Raw genomic sequence first — 17,131 nt, forward strand, 5'->3', positions numbered from 1 at the left:
CATCCGGAGAATTCCCCGGAACATTTATTTGGTCTTTTTTAAGTAAGAGGCTTCATCAATCCATCTGTCTCTGGTATTGACATCGATAAGGTACAAAATATTGTCCTGTTGTGTCAGCAATAAAGTTTTCGTGACAGGCATTGGGATTTTTTTGTTTTCAAGCATGTCTGCCCGTAAAGAAATAATATTTTTTTTCCTGATGATATCACCGGTAAAAACATTGGAACTGCTTTCTCCAGTTGCTTTATCATCGAAAACTTCTACATACGTGGCATTATTTCCTTTGATGATAATAAAGTCCCGTTCCGTATGATCGGCTTCATCTTTGATGAAAACAAACTTTTTGTTATCAATATTCACATTTTCAAGATTTTGATTGATGCCTTTTCTTTGTTCAAGTCGGTTAAGGATTTCATTCAAAGTTCCATATTGAGCTTTAAGCCCTAAGGTTCCCAGAAGAAAAATCCCGATAAAAAGTTTTCTCATATACTGTGTTTTATAAAAAAGTTTTGCCAGAATACAGTATTCTGACAAAACTTATATTTTATTGTAAAATTTAAAGATTACCTCTTCTTTCCTGTTCTCTTTCTAATGCTTCGAATAACGCCTTGAAATTTCCGGCACCAAAACTTTGCGCACCGTGTCTTTCAATAATTTCGAAGAATAGAGTAGGGCGGTCTTCTACAGGCTTCGTAAAGATCTGTAATAAATACCCTTCTTCATCATGATCAATAAGTATACCTAACTCCTGAAGTTTTTTAAGATCTTCATCAATATGACCTACTCTTTCAGGAACCATGTCGTAATAAGCTTCCGGTGGAGCAGAAAGGAATTCAACACCACGTTTCTTCAATTCAGTTACGGTGTGGATGATATCTTTCGTTGCTACAGCAATGTGCTGTACCCCTTCACCTTCGTAGAAATCAAGATATTCTTCTACCTGAGATTTCTTTTTACCTTCTGCAGGCTCGTTGATCGGGAATTTTGCATATCCGTTTCCGTTTGACATTACTTTAGACATCAGTGCAGAATATTCTGTATTGATCTGCTTATCATCAAAAGAAAGGATGTTTACAAATCCCATTACTTTTTCATACCATTCTACGGTTGGGATCATTCTGTTCCAGTCAACATTTCCTACACAGTGGTCTACATATAATAACCCTGCTTCTTCAGGCTTATAATCACTGTCCCACTTTTCATAACCAGGCATGAAAGCTCCGTTATAATTTTTTCTTTCCACAAACATGTGAACGGTTTCTCCATAGGTGTAGATACCGGACATTCTTACCTCACCCTGCTCATCAGTTAACGTTACAGGCTCTAAATAAGGTTTTCCTCCTCTTTTAGTTGTTTCTTCGAAAGCTGCATAAGCGTCATCTACCCAAAGTGCCAAAATTTTTACTCCGTCACCATGTTTTTTTACGTGCTCACTGATAGGAGAGTCAGATTTAAGTCCCGTTGTTAATACCAATCTGATTTTTCCCTGTTGAAGCACATAAGATGCACGGTCTCTTACTCCTGTTTCAGGACCCGCATAAGCTACAGACTGAAAACCGAAAGCGGTTTTGTAATAATGGGCAGCCTGTTTTGCATTTCCTACATAAAACTCAATATAATCTGTACCATTAATTGGTAAGAAATTTTCTGCTTGAGCTATTTTCTCGGCAAATGTAAGTGTTGACATATTTTCTCTTTTACTTTTATTTTATTGGTATGCAAATTACAAAATTCTTAGACATTGCGAAAATATTCCCCTGGATTCATTGAATATATTTAACATAACGTTAAAGAAGAGTTTACTTAAGTATATTTAAGTTTCATAAGTCTAAAATCATCTGCCTACATTTGTTATACAAAAGACAAGTGAAAAAAAATATTTCGAAACATGAAAGCCGTAGATTTCTCTGCGGCTTCTTATTTTAGATTGTTTCAATTTTTCGGTTGAGCATTCCTGCGTCGGGATTATAATTATCCCATATCTTCCAGGAATCATTTATTTTTCGGATAAAATAGATCTGGGTACTGAGTTGATTTACGAAATGTTCTTCGCCGGTTTCTCCAACTTTAAACAGAAGATTCCAGAACTCCTGAGACTCCAGGATTTTTTTGTCCGGTTCGTCTGTGACAACGTGAATATCAAATACTTCGTAATTGGATCTGTTGTTTTTTGTAATCAGGTGAAAATCTTTATCGCACAATTCTTTACTAAACTGTGAAGCTCTTTCCAGAAAAGGAGAATCGTCAAAGACCAGACCTTTTAAAAGTTCGGTATTGTGAGTCGGAAACTGCTTATAAAATTCAAAAACGGCAGCACAGTAATCATATACCATCTGTGTAAGATAGGATTGGTCATCGGCTTGCTCATCATGCTCTTTTCTGTATCTTACCGTAAGAATATAATCATTAAGGTCTTTATATCCCAGGAAGATGCAAATCTTATCCAGTGTTTTTAAAAACCTGAGGTCACTATGGGTTTTATCCTGATAATCGTTTTCAAAAAAGCGTTGAAGGGTAACATGGGAAATGGTATTTCCGATTTCAAATTTTTTTCCTCCCTTCAGTTCTTCAGCCTCAGAGAGTTCATCTTTGATAATTTCGGAAAGAATAATATAATGGCTTCTCTTCCATTCATTCACATTCCCCAAAACAGAATTCCTTACCTTGGAATGTTTTACAATTTCGTCTCGTATCGAATTATATATAGTTTTCAATTTCCTTGTTTTTGAATGAATTTTATCAAATATACTGCCAAAAAATTAATATTTTCATATGATTCTATGATGTTAAATTCAAAATTTGTTTTAATTTTTATAGCAAAATAGTTTTGAAAACTTTATAGTTTGATTATCAATGTTTAAATCTTTCAAAAGCAGCTCTTTCCAGCATTTCTCTGTCATCCGGATGGGCAATGCTGATAAGTTCCTGCGCTCTCTGGCGAAGATTTTTTCCGTACAGATAAGCTGTCCCGTATTCAGTTACTACATAATGAATATGTCCTCTTGTAGTAACTACACCAGCGCCTTGCTTAAGAAAGGGAACGATTCTGGAAATTCCTTTTTTAGTTCTTGCGGTAATGGCTATGATAGGTTTTCCGTCATCACTTAAAGCAGCACCGCGCATAAAATCCATTTGTCCTCCGATTCCACTATACTGGAGCGTTCCGATAGAGTCGGCACATACCTGTCCTGTAAGGTCTATTTCAATAGCAGAATTGATGGCAACCATCTTTTTGTTTCTCATGATATTGATTGGAAAATTAACCTCGCTTACGTCTCTGAAGGCAAACACGGTATTGTCATCCACATAGTCATAAAGTTTCCGGGTTCCGAAACAGAAACTTGTAATGGTTTTATTATCGTTGTAGCCTTTGTATTTGTTGTTGATCACATCATCCTGAATAAGGTCAATAACACCGTCGCTCAGCATTTCTGTGTGAATTCCCAGATCTTTGTGATTGGTAAGGCATTTCAGAACCGCATCAGGAATGGTTCCGATCCCCATCTGAAGGGTGGATCTGTCTTCAATAAGCTCCGCAACATTTTTTCCTACCAGCATTTCTTCAGGACCTACTTTGGAACCATAATCTACTGTTGGGAGTTCTTCTTCATGCCATACCAGCTTGTGAATTCTGCTGATGTGGATCATTCCGTCTCCATGGGTTCTTGGCATTCTTGGATTAACGATGGCTACAATGATTTTTGCCGTATCTACAGCAGCTCTCGCAATATCGACTGAAGTTCCCAACGTACAAAAACCATGTTGATCTGGTGGAGAAACGGTGACGATCGCCACATCCAGTGGCAGTATATTTTTTCTGAATAAAATAGGAATTTCACTTAAGAAAACGGGAACAAAGTCTCCGCGGTCAGAATTCACAGCATCACGCACAGGTGTGGAAACAAATAAAGAATTGATGAAAAAGCTGTCTTTGTATTGTGGTTTTGCAATTTCCACATTTCCCTGCTGGGTAATGGAAACCATTTCCACATTTTGCAACCGGCCGGACTGTCTTGCCAGCTCATCAATCAAATAATTCGGTGTACAGGCACTGCCGTGAAAAAACACACGGTTTCCGCTTTTTATCGTATATATTGCTTCTTCTGCGCTGATGTAATTATTCATATTTTGTTTTTTTAAAATGTGTTCAACGTATTTTAAATCTCATAAAATACCGCTCTCCTTTCAAAGATAATCTTTATAATTTTATATTCATATAAATATTTTGAGGATATTGAACAGATTTTTGTCATATGAATAAACCTATTTTGATTTAAAATAAGAAGGACCAAATGCATTGGCATTCAGTCCTTTCGTTTTATTTTCTGTTTTGATGTAAATCTTAATTAGCAGTTTCTACAGTTGTTTTCTGTTTCATGCTTCCGGTTTCTGCAAATCGTAGATGCCAGCTGAAGGCTTCCTGTAATAAATGAGGAGTATGACCTCCTTTTTCGCAGGCTCTGTCGAAATAAGATTGTAATTCTTCTTTATAATCCGGGTGAACACAGTTGTCAATGATTTTCTGTGCTCTTTCTCTTGGCGCAAGCCCTCTTAAGTCAGCTAATCCAACATCTGTTACCAGAATATCAACATCATGTTCCGTATGATCGGTATGAGAAACCATTGGAAGCACGTGAGAAATATTGTTGCCTTTTGAAGCAGCCTGAGTTACGAAAATACTTAAATAAGCATTTCTTGCGAAGTCTCCGGAACCTCCGATTCCGTTCATGATTTTGGTTCCTCCGATATGAGTGGAGTTTACATTTCCATAGATATCGAATTCAATGGCGGTATTGATGGCAATCACTCCCAGTCTTCGGATCAGTCCTGGAGTATTGGAAATATTCTGAGGTCTTAAAACAAACTTGTCTTTATATTTTGAAAGGTTTCCTAAAACCCTTTCATAGCATTCCTGAGAAACGGTAATGGAAGATGCTGAGGCAAAGCTTAGCTTACCGGAGTCGATCAGGTCGAAAGTACTGTCCTGAAGCACTTCCGAAAACATCGTCAGGTCATAAAAATTACTGTCTTTGAAACCTGTCAGAACAGCGTTGGCCACTTTACCGATACCTGCCTGAAGAGGAAGTAGTCTGTCGGTAAGCCGTCCCAAAAGAACTTCATTTTCAAAGAAAGCAAGAAGATGTTTGGCGATTGCTGTTGTTTTTTCGTCAGGTTCTGCAATATCTGCCGGACTGTCTTTACGGTTGGTAAATACAATAGCTTCAATCTTTTCAGGATCTACAGGAATGCTTTTTCTCCCGATTTTATTCCATGGTGCTACGATTGGAATAACATTTCTGTAAGGATAATCTTCAGCCTGGTAAATATCGTGGATTCCGTAAACTTCTTCTGGAACTTCGGTATTGATTTCAATAATCACTTTTTTAGCCAAAGCAGCAAATGTTACTGAATTTCCTACAGAAGTGGTAGGAACAATACTTCCGTCTCTTTCAATATAGGCCGCCTCAATAATAGCTACGTCAATACTCTGAAGATTTTTGGTGTGAAGAAGCTCTGCACTTTCACTTAAATGCTGGTCGATGAAGAGAATTTCGCCATTGTTGATTTTATTTCTTAAGACAGGATCTACCTGGAAAGGCATCCTTTTCTTCAGTACATTGGCTTCAGCCAGCTTTCCATCCGTACCGTGGCCTAGTGAAGCTCCCGTCATTAAAGTGACTTTAAGGTCTTCGGTTTTTCCTCTTTCTGCCAGTGCCGGTAAAATGGCTTTGCTGTCACCTGCTTTCGTAAAGCCGCTGGACCCGATGGTCATACCGTCTTTAATGATTTTTACTGCGTTTTCCGCAGTAGTTACTTTCTCGTGTAGACTTTCTAATCTGATTCTTTCTAACATGTAATATTGATTTTGTTTTAAACCACCATTACTTAGGATGCGTCATGAAAAATAATGATGGCCAATATGGTAACCATACCTCACAAATTTACGAAAAAAGACACTTTAAATAAAGGATTTAAAGCGTCTTTTGTATGTATTCAGTAATACTTTTTAATATGAACTTAATAGACTTTTTTAATATTAAATAAATCTATTTGAATTTTAACCAAAAAAGTCACAAAGCTTGGTTAAATACTCTTGTTTAATGAAAAAGCCAATATTAATACTGCATAAAGTTCACATTAGAGGAAAATCTTCGATTTTCAAAACTTTTGTGTTCTTTATAATTAATAAAGATTCACCTATAAACCTTTAGTGTTTATATCTTTTGTGACTTTTGTGGTTGATAGTAAAGTTTAAAACTGTTTTAATTCTTTGTAGACTATTCCAGCCATGAAGTTTTATAAGATGGATCTTCCACTTTTAAAGCTTCTTCAGTAATTTTCAAAGGGCGGAAAGGGTCTACCATTACGGCATATTCTTCCGTGAATTTTTTTCCGATACTTCTTTCCATAGCACCTGGATGCGGACCGTGTACAATTCCTCCCGGGTGAAGGGTGAAGTCCATCAGGTCAATATGATTACGGCTCATAAAATCACCTTCGGTGTAGAACAGTACCTCATCAGAGTCAATATTGGAGTGGTTGTAAGGTGCAGGAATCGCCTGTGGGTGATAATCATACATTCTTGCACAGAATGAGCAGACTACGAAATTGTGTCCCTCAAAATTCTGGTGAACCGGTGGTGGTTGGTGAATTCTTCCTGTAATCGGTTCGAAGTTTTTAATATTGAATTTATAAGGATAAAAATATCCGTCCCAGCCTACTACATCAAACGGGTGAGTAGCGTAGATGAAGTCGGTAATCTGGTTTTCTTTTTTTACTTTAATTAAGAACTCTCCTTTTTCATCGATGGGTTCTCTGTAGGCAGGAGCTATTATATCTCTTTCGCAGAATGGAGAATGTTCCAAAAGCTGTCCGAATTCATTTCTGTATCTTTTCGGAGTGTAAATCGGAGAGTGGCTTTCCAATACGAAAAATACCGTATCATCAGACTTCAGTTCCACCTGATAAATTGTTCCCCTTGGAATAATAAGATAATCTCCGGTAACGAATTCAAGATCTCCTACAAATGTTTTTAAAATTCCCGTTCCGTTATGAACATACAAAAGCTCATCACATTCTGCATTTTTGTAGAAGTAATCCATCGATTTCCTTGGCTTGGCCAACCCCATTTTCAGGTCGTTGTTCATCAAAAGGATCTTTCGGCTGTCCATAAAGTCATCTTCAGGAGTGACGTTCATTCCTTTAAACATTCTTGGAGCAACATTCTTTTCCACAGCAATTTTGGGAGTAACATCTTTCGGCTCACCGATAGATTTGATCTGTGTAGGGCGGTGGATATGATATAACAGAGAAGAAATACCATGGAAGCCTTCTGTCCCGAAAAGCTGCTCATAGTAAAATTTATCTTCAGGAGACTTAAAGATCGTGTGTCTTTTTGGTGGGATATTTCCCGATTGATGATATCTCATTTTACTTTCATATGTAGTTTCTCAAATTTAATCATTTTTCATGAATTCAATCCATCTATATTTTTTTGAAGAAGTTTTGTATTTAAAAAATAATTGTTAGATTTGTCTAACAATTTTAATTTCATGAAGCGAATATTATTTTCTATTACTTTTTTATCTAGCTATTGCTTTGCGCAGGAGACGGACAGTTTGAGTTTACAGCAGTCTAAAAGTCAGGATTCTGCAAAAGTTATGAAGAGGGAATTCAAGACCAGTAACATTGAAGATGTAGTGGTTACCGGAACCATAAAACCGATGAGCAGGTCCAAAAGTCCTGTCGCTGTAGAGATTTATAGTCAGAAATTTTTCCAGAAAAATCCTACTCCCAGTATTTTTGAGGCCATTGCCATGGTGAATGGAGTAAAACCTCAGCTGAACTGTTCTGTTTGTAATACTGGCGATATTCACATCAACGGATTAGAAGGGCCATATACCATGATTCTGATTGACGGAATGCCGATTGTAAGTTCACTTTCCACCGTATATGGATTAAGCGGAATCCCCAATAGTCTGGTAGACAGAATTGAAGTTGTAAAAGGTCCTGCATCTTCTATTTATGGTTCTGAAGCCATGGGAGGTGTCATTAATATTATTACCAAAAATGCTTTGACTGCTCCTAAATTAAGTGTTGACCTGATGACTTCAAGCTGGTTTGAAAATAATCTGGATCTTTCCACCAAATTCAACGTAGGAAAGAAAGCTGCTTCTTTATTAAGTTTAAATTATTTCAGTTTTCAGGAAAGAATAGATCAGAATAAAGATAATTTCACCGATGCTACTTTACAAAGCAGAATTTCAGTTTTCAATAAGTGGAATTTTAAAAGAAAGGAAAACAGACAGGCAAGTTTTGCCATGAGATATCTGTATGAAGACCGCTTTGGCGGTGAAATGCAGTGGAATAAATCTTTCCGTGGCAGTGATGAGGTGTACGGAGAAAGTATCTATACCAACAGGGCAGAGATTTTTGGTTTGTATGAATGGCCTATGAAAGAACATATTGTAACTCAGTTTTCTTATAATTACCATGATCAGAATTCATTTTATGGTTCCAACCCATTCAATGCGACACAAAAAGTGGCATTCGTGCAGACGTATTGGGACAGAAGTTTCGGGAAACATGATATCACGGCCGGACTTACTTTCAAAAGAACTTTTTACGATGATAATACTCCGGGAACATTAGCTGCGGATGGTATCACTAATGCACCGATGAAATCACCGATCTGGGGAGCTTTTATCCAGGATCAGTGGGAAATCAATGATAAAAATACCTTACTGCTTGGATACAGATATGATTATGATAAAGTGCACCATTCCGTACATTCACCGAGGTTGGCATGGAAATTTAATCCTAATCCATACCATACCTTGCGTTTCAACTTTGGAACAGGCTTCCGGGTGGTGAATTTGTTTACGGAAGATCATGCTGCTTTGACAGGTTCAAGGGAAGTGGTGGTGAAATCTGACCTGAAGCCGGAAAGATCCATCAACGGAAACCTGAATTATATCTGGAAAATTCCTGTAGGCAGTCGAATGGTGAATCTTGATGCTTCTGCATTTTATACGTATTTCAGTAATAAAATCGTGGGAGATTTTGATTCCGATCCTAATAAAATTATTTATGACAATCTTCATGGGTACGGAATTTCACGGGGAGCTTCTTTGAATGTCGATTTCAGTTTTCAGTTTCCTCTGAGTGTCAATCTTGGTGTTACTTATCTGGATGTCTATCAGAAATTTGATAATGAAAATCAAAAAACACAGCAATTGCATGCTCCGAAATGGAGTGGTACTTATAATCTGACGTATAAGTTCGCCAATAACCTGACCATCGATTTTACAGGACAGTTCTACGGCCCCATGAGGCTTCCTGTTCTTGTGAACGATTTCCGCCCTGAATATTCGCCCTTTTATTCTCTGGCCAATATTCAGGTGTCCAAGAGTTTCAAATCCGGATTTGAAGTGTATTGCGGGATGAAAAACCTATTCAATTTCAGACCTAAAGATCCTTTGATGAGACCCTTTGACCCGTTTGATAAATATGTTGATGATCCTGTCAACAACCCTAATCACTATACTTTTGATACGGCGTACGGTTACGCCCCAATGCAGGGAATCAGAGGTTTCCTGGGAGTAAAATATACTTTAAAATGAAAAAAATAGCTTTATTTTTAATGTTAGTGCCCTGTTTTTATCTGTCTCAGATGAAGACAGGCACTTTTTCTGATCTTGAAGTTCAGCAGAAAGAAAACCCTAAACCGGTTGTGATCCATCTATATACAGATTGGTGTGCGGTCTGTAAGATTGAGTCTTTCCGTATGAATAAAGATCAGGAGCTGGTGAATATGGTCAATGATCACTTTTATTTTATCAACTTTGAGGCAGAGAAAACGAAGGAGAAAATTCATTTCCAGAATCAGGATTTTGAATATCTGCAGAATGGAAATTCGGGAATTCATGCGCTGGCGCTGGCATTGTCAAAAAATAAAAATCAGCCTGTTTATCCTTTGTGGATATTCCTGGATAAGCATCAGAATCTGGTGTATTATCAGGAAGGGCAGATGACGACTAAAAAAATGAAGCAGAAACTGCTGGAGATTTCTGCTTTGTAATTGAATGTTGTTTATATATCATTTCTCACAGATTACACGAATTACACAGATGCTTGCGGAAAATATGAGTGCGTTTTTTTATGTTTCTGAGTTTTTGTTGGAAAAACGCAAAGGCGTAAATTTTTTTCTTTCTTCTGTTTTAAGTCGCAAGGATTTTTTATCCGTTTTTAAGACGCGAGGATTTTATCTGCGATAAAATTATATATTTCTAATACTTTATAAATAATTCCTTACTGAAAATCTTTGATTTTCCTGCGCCTTAAAAACAATACATTATTTATTTTTCCTTGCGTCTTTGCGTTTTTCCAACAAATTAAATTTCTGCATCAATCAAAACCGCCAGCTGAATGCAAGGTTCATTAGACCGATTGCTCCAAGCATGATTCGTTCCTCTTTGAATGACGATGTCGCCCGGCTTCAGAAGCGTTTCTCCTTCTTCCATGATAAGGTAAAGCTCACCAGAAAGGATGATAATATAATCCAGTGTCGGAGTTTGATGCATCATTGGATGAGGTTCGTTCTTTTTCCATTCTACACCTAAATTTTTATCCGGAGGAACAACTACATACCGGAAGTAAGTACCATTTTCAGGTGTTTGCGGAAATCCGGTATTCGGAATTCTGTTTTCAAAATCCAGGCTGGCAGGCATGGTCTGAGTATTCCATACATCCGAAATGATAAGTCCCGGAAAATGTTCTACAGCGTTTTCTACCTGCTGGTCTTCTATAATAACGGATTTTCCGTCTTTAATTCCTGTTACGATTCGTCTTGGTATTTTGTTCATAGATTAATGTTTCATGATAAGTTTATGACCCTGAGTCTGATTATTTTTTAATAGAGAATGCGCCTTCAGAACAGTTTCTAAAGAAAGGTTTCCTATGATTTTATGTTGAGGAGGAAGGATCGTTTCGTTTTCAATGAGTCTTTTTATTTCTAATAAACTGTTTTTATAATACTCATATTTTTTAATCATTCCGTAAGTGTAATTGGAAATATTCATAATCAGAGTTCCTTTGTTGAACAGGATTTCATGAGCTTCTTTTGTTACCAAAGCCGTGACATCCACATACGTTCCGTTAATTTTCAAAACTTCTGCAGTCACTTCCGACATGTAGTTTCCCACCAGATCAATTCCATATTCGAAAGGCTGGTTGTTATTGGCTTTTACAATATTTTCAATCAGGTTTTCTTCTTTATAGTTGATGATCTGATGTTCTTTTAAACCCAGTTTAAGAAGGATCTGTCTGTTTTCCTCACTGCCCACTGTGGCTGTGATCTGCCGGATATTATGTGCTAATAAAAGTTTGATCAGAAATGAACCGACTCCTCCGGCTGCTCCTGTTACCAAAACTGTATTTTCGGGGTTTAATTTCAAACGGTTAAAGATCTGTAAAGAAGTAAGCCCTGCTGAAGGAATGGCAGCCGCCTGTTCAAAAGAAATATTTTTTGGTTTAAAGGAAACAATGGCTTCAGGAACAGCAATATATTCAGCGTAAGTGCCGTTGCTTCCCATGGAACCGCTGCCACAATAGACTTCATCTCCAATATTGAATTCTGTAACTCCTGAACCTTTATCCACCACAATTCCGGATAGTTCTCTTCCTAATATCGGGGAACTGATCAGTTTCCGTTCCAATTCATTTTCCAGCATCTGATAATCGATGGGATTGAAACCGCTTGCTTTAATATGGATTAAAACTTCATTGCTTTTGGGTTTTGGCTGTTCTGCAAATCCGTCTTCCAGCTTTCCGTTTTTATTTAAAATAACTGCTTTCATACTTTAAAATTTGATACACAAATGTAAAACGGGAATAGTTTATATTTGCTACTAGTTAACCAATGGTAACTAGTTACCTTCATGAAACTATTATGGCAAAAATCATTGAAAACGGCATCGAAAGAGAGGCCAGCTGCACAGAGGAATTGTTCGCGATGCGGGACAGTCTGGACGTTTTAGGAGGAAAATGGAAACTGATGATTTTACGATATCTGACGAACAGACCGGATCAGATGATTCATTTTAAGAAGCTGGAGCGAAGTATTGAAGGAATCTCCGCCAAAATGCTGAGCAAAGAATTAAAAGAACTGGAAACCAATCTCCTGATCACCAGAACCATTCAGGATACAAAACCGATCACAGTGACCTATGCAGTGACGGAATATGGGAAATCTGTATTTCCGGTGACAGAAACATTGGTGAATTGGGGGATCATTCATCGGGAAAAGATCAAAGAATCAATGGGATAATTATGAGATGTTGAAAAACGCAAAGACGCAAAAAATTTCCTTTAAATATACCTTGAGGCGCAAGGATTTTATCTATGATAAAATTTAATTCTGTTGAATTTTAACTGAAACAAACTTGCTGAAAATCTTTGATTTTCTTGCGCCTTTAAGCAGTATGTTATTAAATTTCTTTGCCCCTTTGCGATTACTAATCAATATTATTTCATAAAGAAAAGATCAAATAATCTATATTGATGAAAAAAATCCTCAGACCCGTTTAGAGTTGAGGATTTTAAATACTACCAAATTGTTTATTAATTTTTATCTAACCAAGACTGTATCAGTTCAGCGTGATCTTCCATCCATTCTTTGGCGGTGGCTTCTTTATTTGTACTCTGTTCCATTTTCATTAAAAGATCAGACATGTTTTCATCATCAAAATGAAGTTTTGAAAAGAATCTGGCCAGCTCAGGATGATCTTTTGCAAAGCTTTTTCTGGAGTAAGTTTTAATCTGTTCTGCTTCACCATATATCTGTTGAGGATCATTAAGAAATTTAAGCTTCATTTTTCCAAACATCCAGTGAGGCTGCCATCCGGTTACTACAATCCATTCTTTACGCTGTATGGCATTCTGTAATTCGGTGATCATGGCAATCGTAGAGGAATTGATCTGTTGGTAATCCAGTTTATAATCAACAATAGCTTTATCCGTTCCGGTGGTTAATCCGGCTCCTTTTTCAATTCCAATAATTCTTTGATTGAACTGATTTTTATGCTGATTGAGCTCTTCGATGGAGTTAACAGGTACGTAATCAGGAACAACCAATCCTATACGGCCGTTGTCGTAATTGGTTCCAAGATGAGTCAGTCCCGGAAATTTAGCCAGCTTTTTAGCATGGGTGTAAGGAAGCCAGACTCCCATGAAAAGGTCTGTATCTTCATTATTCATCGAAGCCAGGATCATATCCGTAGAAGCTTTTTGAGTAATCACATGATAACCTTCTTTATCCAGAATGGCTTTAGCAACATGCGTCATCGCAACATCTTCTGCCCAGCCATCTACCATTCCTATGGTAATGTATTTTGAGTTTTTTATGTTTTCACACGAACTTAATGCTGTAAATAGTAACATTAAAACGGGTAAAAACAGATATTTAAATTGTTTCATCTTATTGCTTTTTCTTTACAAATCCCTGGGTAATACGGTCGAGGATAATGGCTAAAATCACAACGGATAAACCACTTTCAAATCCTAATCCGATATCCAGATTATTAATTCCTTCCAGTACTTTTTCTCCCAAACCGCCTGCAGCAATCATTCCTGCAATAACGACCATGGATAAGGATAACAATATGGTTTGATTAATTCCCGTTAAAATCGTTTTCATCGCTAAAGGGAGCTCTACTTTGAACAGGATCTGACGGTTGGTGGCTCCAAAAGCTCTGGCAGCTTCCACAATATCTTTCGGAACAGCTTCAATTCCCAATGTTGTTAATCGTACAGCGGGCGGCATGGCAAAAATAATCGTTGCAAAAGCACCCGGTACTTTACCGATACTGAAAAATAGTACAGCCGGGATCAGGTAGACAAATGCGGGCATGGTCTGCATCAGATCCAGTAAAGGACGAATGATTTTGTCAGCTATTTTGCTTTTCGCTGCAAAAATTCCAAGCGGAATAGAAAGAATAAGAGCGGTAATGGTGGAAACAAAAATAAGTGCAAGCGTTTCCATGGTTTCTTTCCATAGTCCCATCAGAAATATTAAGCTTAGTCCGGCAGCCGTTACTACAGCAATGCCTTTTCCGGCTTTCCATAGTGCCAGCAGGGTAAAAAAGAGAATGATTACATAAAAAGGGGTGTTTGTTAAAACCCATTCAATCCCCATGATAGAGGCATTTCCTAAGTGTTTTATAACATCGAATACAGGTTTTCCGTTTTCTGTGAGCCAATTGATTGCAGTTTCTACATATTGACCTATATCTATAGTTTTATTCATCTTATTGGTTGTTTGCGATTTCTTTTAATTCAATAATCTCTTCTTCGTTAAACTTGGTCGCTTCTATGACCAGAGATAACTGGGTGACAAGACCTAAAAATTTATTGTCTTCATCAATAACAGCAATGGACGATTTATTTTCTGAGATCAACGGAAGCATTTCCTCTACAGTTACTTCAGGATACACCGAAGGAACATTACTGTTGATAATGGATTCTACCGTAGGTTCTTTCTTTCTGGCAATGCGGACAACATCGTTAAGCGTTACAAAACCAAGGAATTTGTTTTGAAAATCCACTACAGGTAAGTTTTCCAGACCCGTGGTTCTCATTTTTCTTAAAGCGCCTTCCGGCCCATCTTTTCTGAAACGTACCACTGTCGCTTTATCAAACATTAAAGATCTGGCAGTAATAATCGTTTTACGGTCTACTTTCTCTACGAACGCTTTTACATAATCGCTTGCCGGATTGGTCAGAATATCTTCAGCAGTTCCTATCTGTTCTATGACACCATCTTTCATGATGACGATACGGTCTCCGATTTTAATGGCTTCATCCAGATCGTGGGTAATAAAGACTATGGTTTTTTGCAATGTATTCTGCAGTTCAAGCATCTGATCCTGCATTTCAGATTTTATCAGCGGATCCAATGCAGAGAATGCTTCATCCATCAGCAAAACTTCAGGATCATTAGCCAACGCTCTTGCTAATCCTACTCTCTGCTGCATTCCTCCGGAAAGCTGGGAAGGATATTGATTTTCAAAACCGGTTAATCCAACGATATCCAGCGCTTTCTGTGCTTTTTTATCACGTGAAGCTTTGTCTTCTCCTCTGATTTCTAATCCGAAACCAGCATTGTCGAGAATTGTATGATGGGGCAGTAATCCAAATTTCTGGAAAACCATACTCATTTCCGTTCTCCTTACTTCCAGCAGTTCTTTGTTGTTTTTCCCGGTAATATCATCGTCATTGATGAATACTTTTCCTGATGTGGGTTCATTCAGTCTGTTCAAACAACGCAGTAAAGTTGATTTTCCACTTCCCGAAAGTCCCATGATCACAAAGAATTCTCCTTCATAGATTTCAAAACTGGCTTTGTTGATTCCTATGGTACAGCCTGTTTTTTCAAGAATTTCCTTTTTGGAAAAACCTTTGTCCAGAAGTTCCTGTGCCTTTTCTTTGTTTTTACCAAAGATGATCGTCAGGTCTTCCACTTTAAGTTTTACTTTTCGAGTGTTTTCATTTTTTTCCATATTCAGAATTTTTCAATTAATAATTTGATATAAAAAATTGTACACCAATTCATTATATACATTTAGCTTTCGTTGTTCTGATGTTGATGATAGGATAAAATAATTTGCCAAGCCTTTGGTGATAAAAGCTTTAAACAAAAAAATAATAGCATAGAGACCTGCTGGCCTTATGTTTATTTTAAATATTTCAATAGATTATACTCTAGAAAAAGAGTGTATTATGTAAAAAGAAACTGATCTTTTACATAGATTCTACAATTAAATTACTGATGAGGTAATTACAGATATGTATACTGAACAACTTGAATGGCTACATTTCATCAAAATGCTTGCCAGCATCAAAAAACTGTCTATCAATTTTTTATGACGGTGCAAATTTACGAATTTTATATTAAATGGATTTTTACTTATGTAAATTGTTGATTTTCAATATAGTTTTAAAGAGGTGATTTCATGATGAATCTTCTCTTATCATTAAAGGTAAGAGAGATGGGTATGGTAATTATTTTAAAAGATAACCCGTAAGGTTATTTCAATAAAACGGCAATAATAGCAAGAATGGCAGGTAGTGCCTGAACGAAAAATATTTTTTTAGTGGCAGAAATGGCTCCATAGATTCCGGCCACAGCTACACATCCTAAAAAGAATAATGCCACATTGGTCTGCCATTGCGGATCTTTAATCAGGAATGACCAGATCAGTCCGGCAGCCAGAAAACCATTGTAAAGTCCCTGGTTGGCAGCAAGTCCTTTCGTTGGTTTAAACATTTCTGCAGGCAGAGCTGCTTTAAAAACTTCTTTTCCTTTGGTTTCCCATGCGAACATTTCCATCCAAAGAATATAAAGGTGTTCCAGTGCAACGACAGCGATCAGAATTTTAGCAACGATTTCCATGATTCAATATTTTTCTCATTGTAAAACTAAAAAAATAAAGTTAAGTTTGAGTATTAATTCTTACCATGGACTTATTCAAATCACATTTAAACAAATTTATTACGGTAACTGACGAGGAATATACTTCTATTGTATCATTTTTCAAGGTAATGGATGTAAAAAAGAAGCAAAATCTGGTGCTGGAAGGTGAAGTCTGCCGGACCATGTATTTTGTAGTGAAAGGATGTCTGAGAAAGTTCTTTATCAATGAAAAAGGGGTAGAGCAGACAACGGAGTTTGCCATTGAAAACTGGTGGATTACAGATACATTTGCTTACGAAAGGCAGATACAAACTAACTTTTCTATACAGGCGGTGGAACATTCTTCTGTTTTGATGATTGATCTGGACCGTCAGGAAGAATTATTACAAAAGCATCCTGTTATGGAAAGGTATTTCCGCATGATCTACCAGCGGGCATATGCTGCTGCGGAACGCAGGATCCGTTATTTGTATGAAATGTCCAGAGAAGAGCTTTATATGCATTTCAGTACATTGTATCCGTGGTTTATTCAAAGGATTCCTCAATATCTTATAGCTTCTTTTTTGAATCTTACTCCGGAATATCTGAGTGAAATCAGAGCAAAATTACGATCTTAAACCAGTTTAAGTTTTTTACGGATCAGAAGCCGGAAATTTGTCA

The 17,131-nt window shown here is 37.2% G+C and carries 16 protein-coding genes; 4 read left to right on the plus strand and 12 right to left on the minus strand.

Features of this window, described 5'->3' with window-relative positions; genetic code table 11:
• Window positions 1-24: 24 nt before the first annotated feature.
• From AC5YGI_RS07060 to AC5YGI_RS07085, 6 genes are all read right to left on the minus strand, one after another.
• Window positions 25-486, minus strand: coding sequence for a hypothetical protein (locus AC5YGI_RS07060; protein ID WP_496167873.1), 462 nt, complete (start codon window positions 484-486; stop codon window positions 25-27).
• Window positions 487-556: 70 nt separating this feature from the next.
• On the minus strand, window positions 557-1,687 hold the full coding sequence (hppD, locus tag AC5YGI_RS07065; RefSeq protein ID WP_330745419.1) for a 4-hydroxyphenylpyruvate dioxygenase: 1,131 nt from the start codon (window positions 1,685-1,687) through the stop codon (window positions 557-559).
• A 235-nt stretch (window positions 1,688-1,922) separates the two neighbouring features.
• Complete coding sequence (locus AC5YGI_RS07070) at window positions 1,923-2,714, minus strand: hypothetical protein (protein WP_454512015.1); 792 nt, start codon at window positions 2,712-2,714, stop codon at window positions 1,923-1,925.
• A gap of 136 nt (window positions 2,715-2,850) precedes the next feature.
• On the minus strand, window positions 2,851-4,125 hold the full coding sequence (locus AC5YGI_RS07075; protein ID WP_110010900.1) for an acetyl-CoA hydrolase/transferase family protein: 1,275 nt from the start codon (window positions 4,123-4,125) through the stop codon (window positions 2,851-2,853).
• A 217-nt stretch (window positions 4,126-4,342) separates the two neighbouring features.
• Window positions 4,343-5,854 carry a succinyl-CoA:acetate CoA-transferase ScpC gene (gene scpC / locus AC5YGI_RS07080; protein WP_496167874.1) on the minus strand — a complete coding sequence of 504 codons (1,512 nt, stop codon included), beginning with the start codon at window positions 5,852-5,854 and terminating at the stop codon, window positions 4,343-4,345.
• Between the two features lie 424 nt (window positions 5,855-6,278).
• Window positions 6,279-7,430: a homogentisate 1,2-dioxygenase gene (locus AC5YGI_RS07085; RefSeq protein ID WP_330745422.1), complete on the minus strand. Its 1,152-nt coding sequence runs from the start codon at window positions 7,428-7,430 to the stop codon at window positions 6,279-6,281.
• A gap of 123 nt (window positions 7,431-7,553) precedes the next feature.
• On the opposite strand from AC5YGI_RS07085, the gene AC5YGI_RS07090 reads away from it, so the two are divergent.
• Window positions 7,554-9,623, plus strand: coding sequence for a TonB-dependent receptor plug domain-containing protein (locus AC5YGI_RS07090; protein ID WP_496167875.1), 2,070 nt, complete (start codon window positions 7,554-7,556; stop codon window positions 9,621-9,623).
• Window positions 9,620-10,081: a thioredoxin fold domain-containing protein gene (locus AC5YGI_RS07095; RefSeq protein WP_496167876.1), complete on the plus strand. Its 462-nt coding sequence runs from the start codon at window positions 9,620-9,622 to the stop codon at window positions 10,079-10,081. The genes AC5YGI_RS07090 and AC5YGI_RS07095 overlap by 4 nt, the downstream gene beginning before the upstream one ends.
• A gap of 313 nt (window positions 10,082-10,394) precedes the next feature.
• Here the strand turns inward: AC5YGI_RS07095 and AC5YGI_RS07100 are convergent, their stop codons facing one another.
• Window positions 10,395-10,865, minus strand: a complete 471-nt coding sequence (locus AC5YGI_RS07100) for a cupin domain-containing protein (protein ID WP_496167877.1) — start codon at window positions 10,863-10,865, stop codon at window positions 10,395-10,397.
• Between the two features lie 3 nt (window positions 10,866-10,868).
• Entirely contained in the window at window positions 10,869-11,858 is a 990-nt protein-coding gene (locus tag AC5YGI_RS07105) for an NADP-dependent oxidoreductase (protein WP_496167878.1), read from the minus strand.
• 92 nt (window positions 11,859-11,950) lie between these two features.
• Here AC5YGI_RS07105 and AC5YGI_RS07110 point away from each other — a divergent pair, with 92 nt between their 5' ends.
• Complete coding sequence (locus AC5YGI_RS07110; protein ID WP_034697438.1) at window positions 11,951-12,328, plus strand: winged helix-turn-helix transcriptional regulator; 378 nt, start codon at window positions 11,951-11,953, stop codon at window positions 12,326-12,328.
• Window positions 12,329-12,621: 293 nt separating this feature from the next.
• Here the strand turns inward: AC5YGI_RS07110 and AC5YGI_RS07115 are convergent, their stop codons facing one another.
• From AC5YGI_RS07115 to AC5YGI_RS07130, 4 genes are all read right to left on the minus strand, one after another.
• The gene (locus AC5YGI_RS07115; RefSeq protein WP_496167879.1) at window positions 12,622-13,476 is read right to left on the minus strand and encodes a glycine betaine ABC transporter substrate-binding protein; all 855 of its coding nucleotides are present in this window, start codon (window positions 13,474-13,476) and stop codon (window positions 12,622-12,624) included.
• A gap of 1 nt (window position 13,477) precedes the next feature.
• Window positions 13,478-14,305 carry an ABC transporter permease gene (locus AC5YGI_RS07120; RefSeq protein WP_496167880.1) on the minus strand — a complete coding sequence of 276 codons (828 nt, stop codon included), beginning with the start codon at window positions 14,303-14,305 and terminating at the stop codon, window positions 13,478-13,480.
• Window position 14,306: 1 nt separating this feature from the next.
• Window positions 14,307-15,557, minus strand: a complete 1,251-nt coding sequence (locus AC5YGI_RS07125; RefSeq protein ID WP_496167881.1) for a quaternary amine ABC transporter ATP-binding protein — start codon at window positions 15,555-15,557, stop codon at window positions 14,307-14,309.
• 527 nt (window positions 15,558-16,084) lie between these two features.
• Window positions 16,085-16,450: a DUF1304 domain-containing protein gene (locus AC5YGI_RS07130; protein ID WP_047429381.1), complete on the minus strand. Its 366-nt coding sequence runs from the start codon at window positions 16,448-16,450 to the stop codon at window positions 16,085-16,087.
• A 65-nt stretch (window positions 16,451-16,515) separates the two neighbouring features.
• Here AC5YGI_RS07130 and AC5YGI_RS07135 point away from each other — a divergent pair, with 65 nt between their 5' ends.
• A complete protein-coding gene (locus tag AC5YGI_RS07135; protein WP_330745431.1) occupies window positions 16,516-17,088 on the plus strand; it encodes a Crp/Fnr family transcriptional regulator in 573 nt (190 codons plus the stop codon).
• The last annotated feature ends 43 nt before the right edge of the window (window positions 17,089-17,131 follow it).

The organism is Chryseobacterium sp. CS3K3.1 (assembly GCF_059515165.1).

Excerpts from the sequence above, each read along its gene's own strand:
- AC5YGI_RS07060 (WP_496167873.1), bottom strand. The coding sequence starts at position 486 with ATGAGAAAACTTTTTATCGGGATTTTTCTTCTGGGAACCTTAGGGCTT.
- hppD (WP_330745419.1), bottom strand. The coding sequence starts at position 1,687 with ATGTCAACACTTACATTTGCCGAGAAAATAGCTCAAGCAGAAAATTTC.
- AC5YGI_RS07075 (WP_110010900.1), bottom strand. The coding sequence starts at position 4,125 with ATGAATAATTACATCAGCGCAGAAGAAGCAATATATACGATAAAAAGC.
- scpC (WP_496167874.1), bottom strand. The coding sequence starts at position 5,854 with ATGTTAGAAAGAATCAGATTAGAAAGTCTACACGAGAAAGTAACTACT.
- AC5YGI_RS07085 (WP_330745422.1), bottom strand. The coding sequence starts at position 7,430 with ATGAGATATCATCAATCGGGAAATATCCCACCAAAAAGACACACGATC.
- AC5YGI_RS07090 (WP_496167875.1), top strand. The coding sequence starts at position 7,554 with ATGAAGCGAATATTATTTTCTATTACTTTTTTATCTAGCTATTGCTTT.
- AC5YGI_RS07095 (WP_496167876.1), top strand. The coding sequence starts at position 9,620 with ATGAAAAAAATAGCTTTATTTTTAATGTTAGTGCCCTGTTTTTATCTG.
- AC5YGI_RS07100 (WP_496167877.1), bottom strand. The coding sequence starts at position 10,865 with ATGAACAAAATACCAAGACGAATCGTAACAGGAATTAAAGACGGAAAA.
- AC5YGI_RS07105 (WP_496167878.1), bottom strand. The coding sequence starts at position 11,858 with ATGAAAGCAGTTATTTTAAATAAAAACGGAAAGCTGGAAGACGGATTT.
- AC5YGI_RS07110 (WP_034697438.1), top strand. The coding sequence starts at position 11,951 with ATGGCAAAAATCATTGAAAACGGCATCGAAAGAGAGGCCAGCTGCACA.
- AC5YGI_RS07115 (WP_496167879.1), bottom strand. The coding sequence starts at position 13,476 with ATGAAACAATTTAAATATCTGTTTTTACCCGTTTTAATGTTACTATTT.
- AC5YGI_RS07120 (WP_496167880.1), bottom strand. The coding sequence starts at position 14,305 with ATGAATAAAACTATAGATATAGGTCAATATGTAGAAACTGCAATCAAT.
- AC5YGI_RS07125 (WP_496167881.1), bottom strand. The coding sequence starts at position 15,557 with ATGGAAAAAAATGAAAACACTCGAAAAGTAAAACTTAAAGTGGAAGAC.
- AC5YGI_RS07130 (WP_047429381.1), bottom strand. The coding sequence starts at position 16,450 with ATGGAAATCGTTGCTAAAATTCTGATCGCTGTCGTTGCACTGGAACAC.
- AC5YGI_RS07135 (WP_330745431.1), top strand. The coding sequence starts at position 16,516 with ATGGACTTATTCAAATCACATTTAAACAAATTTATTACGGTAACTGAC.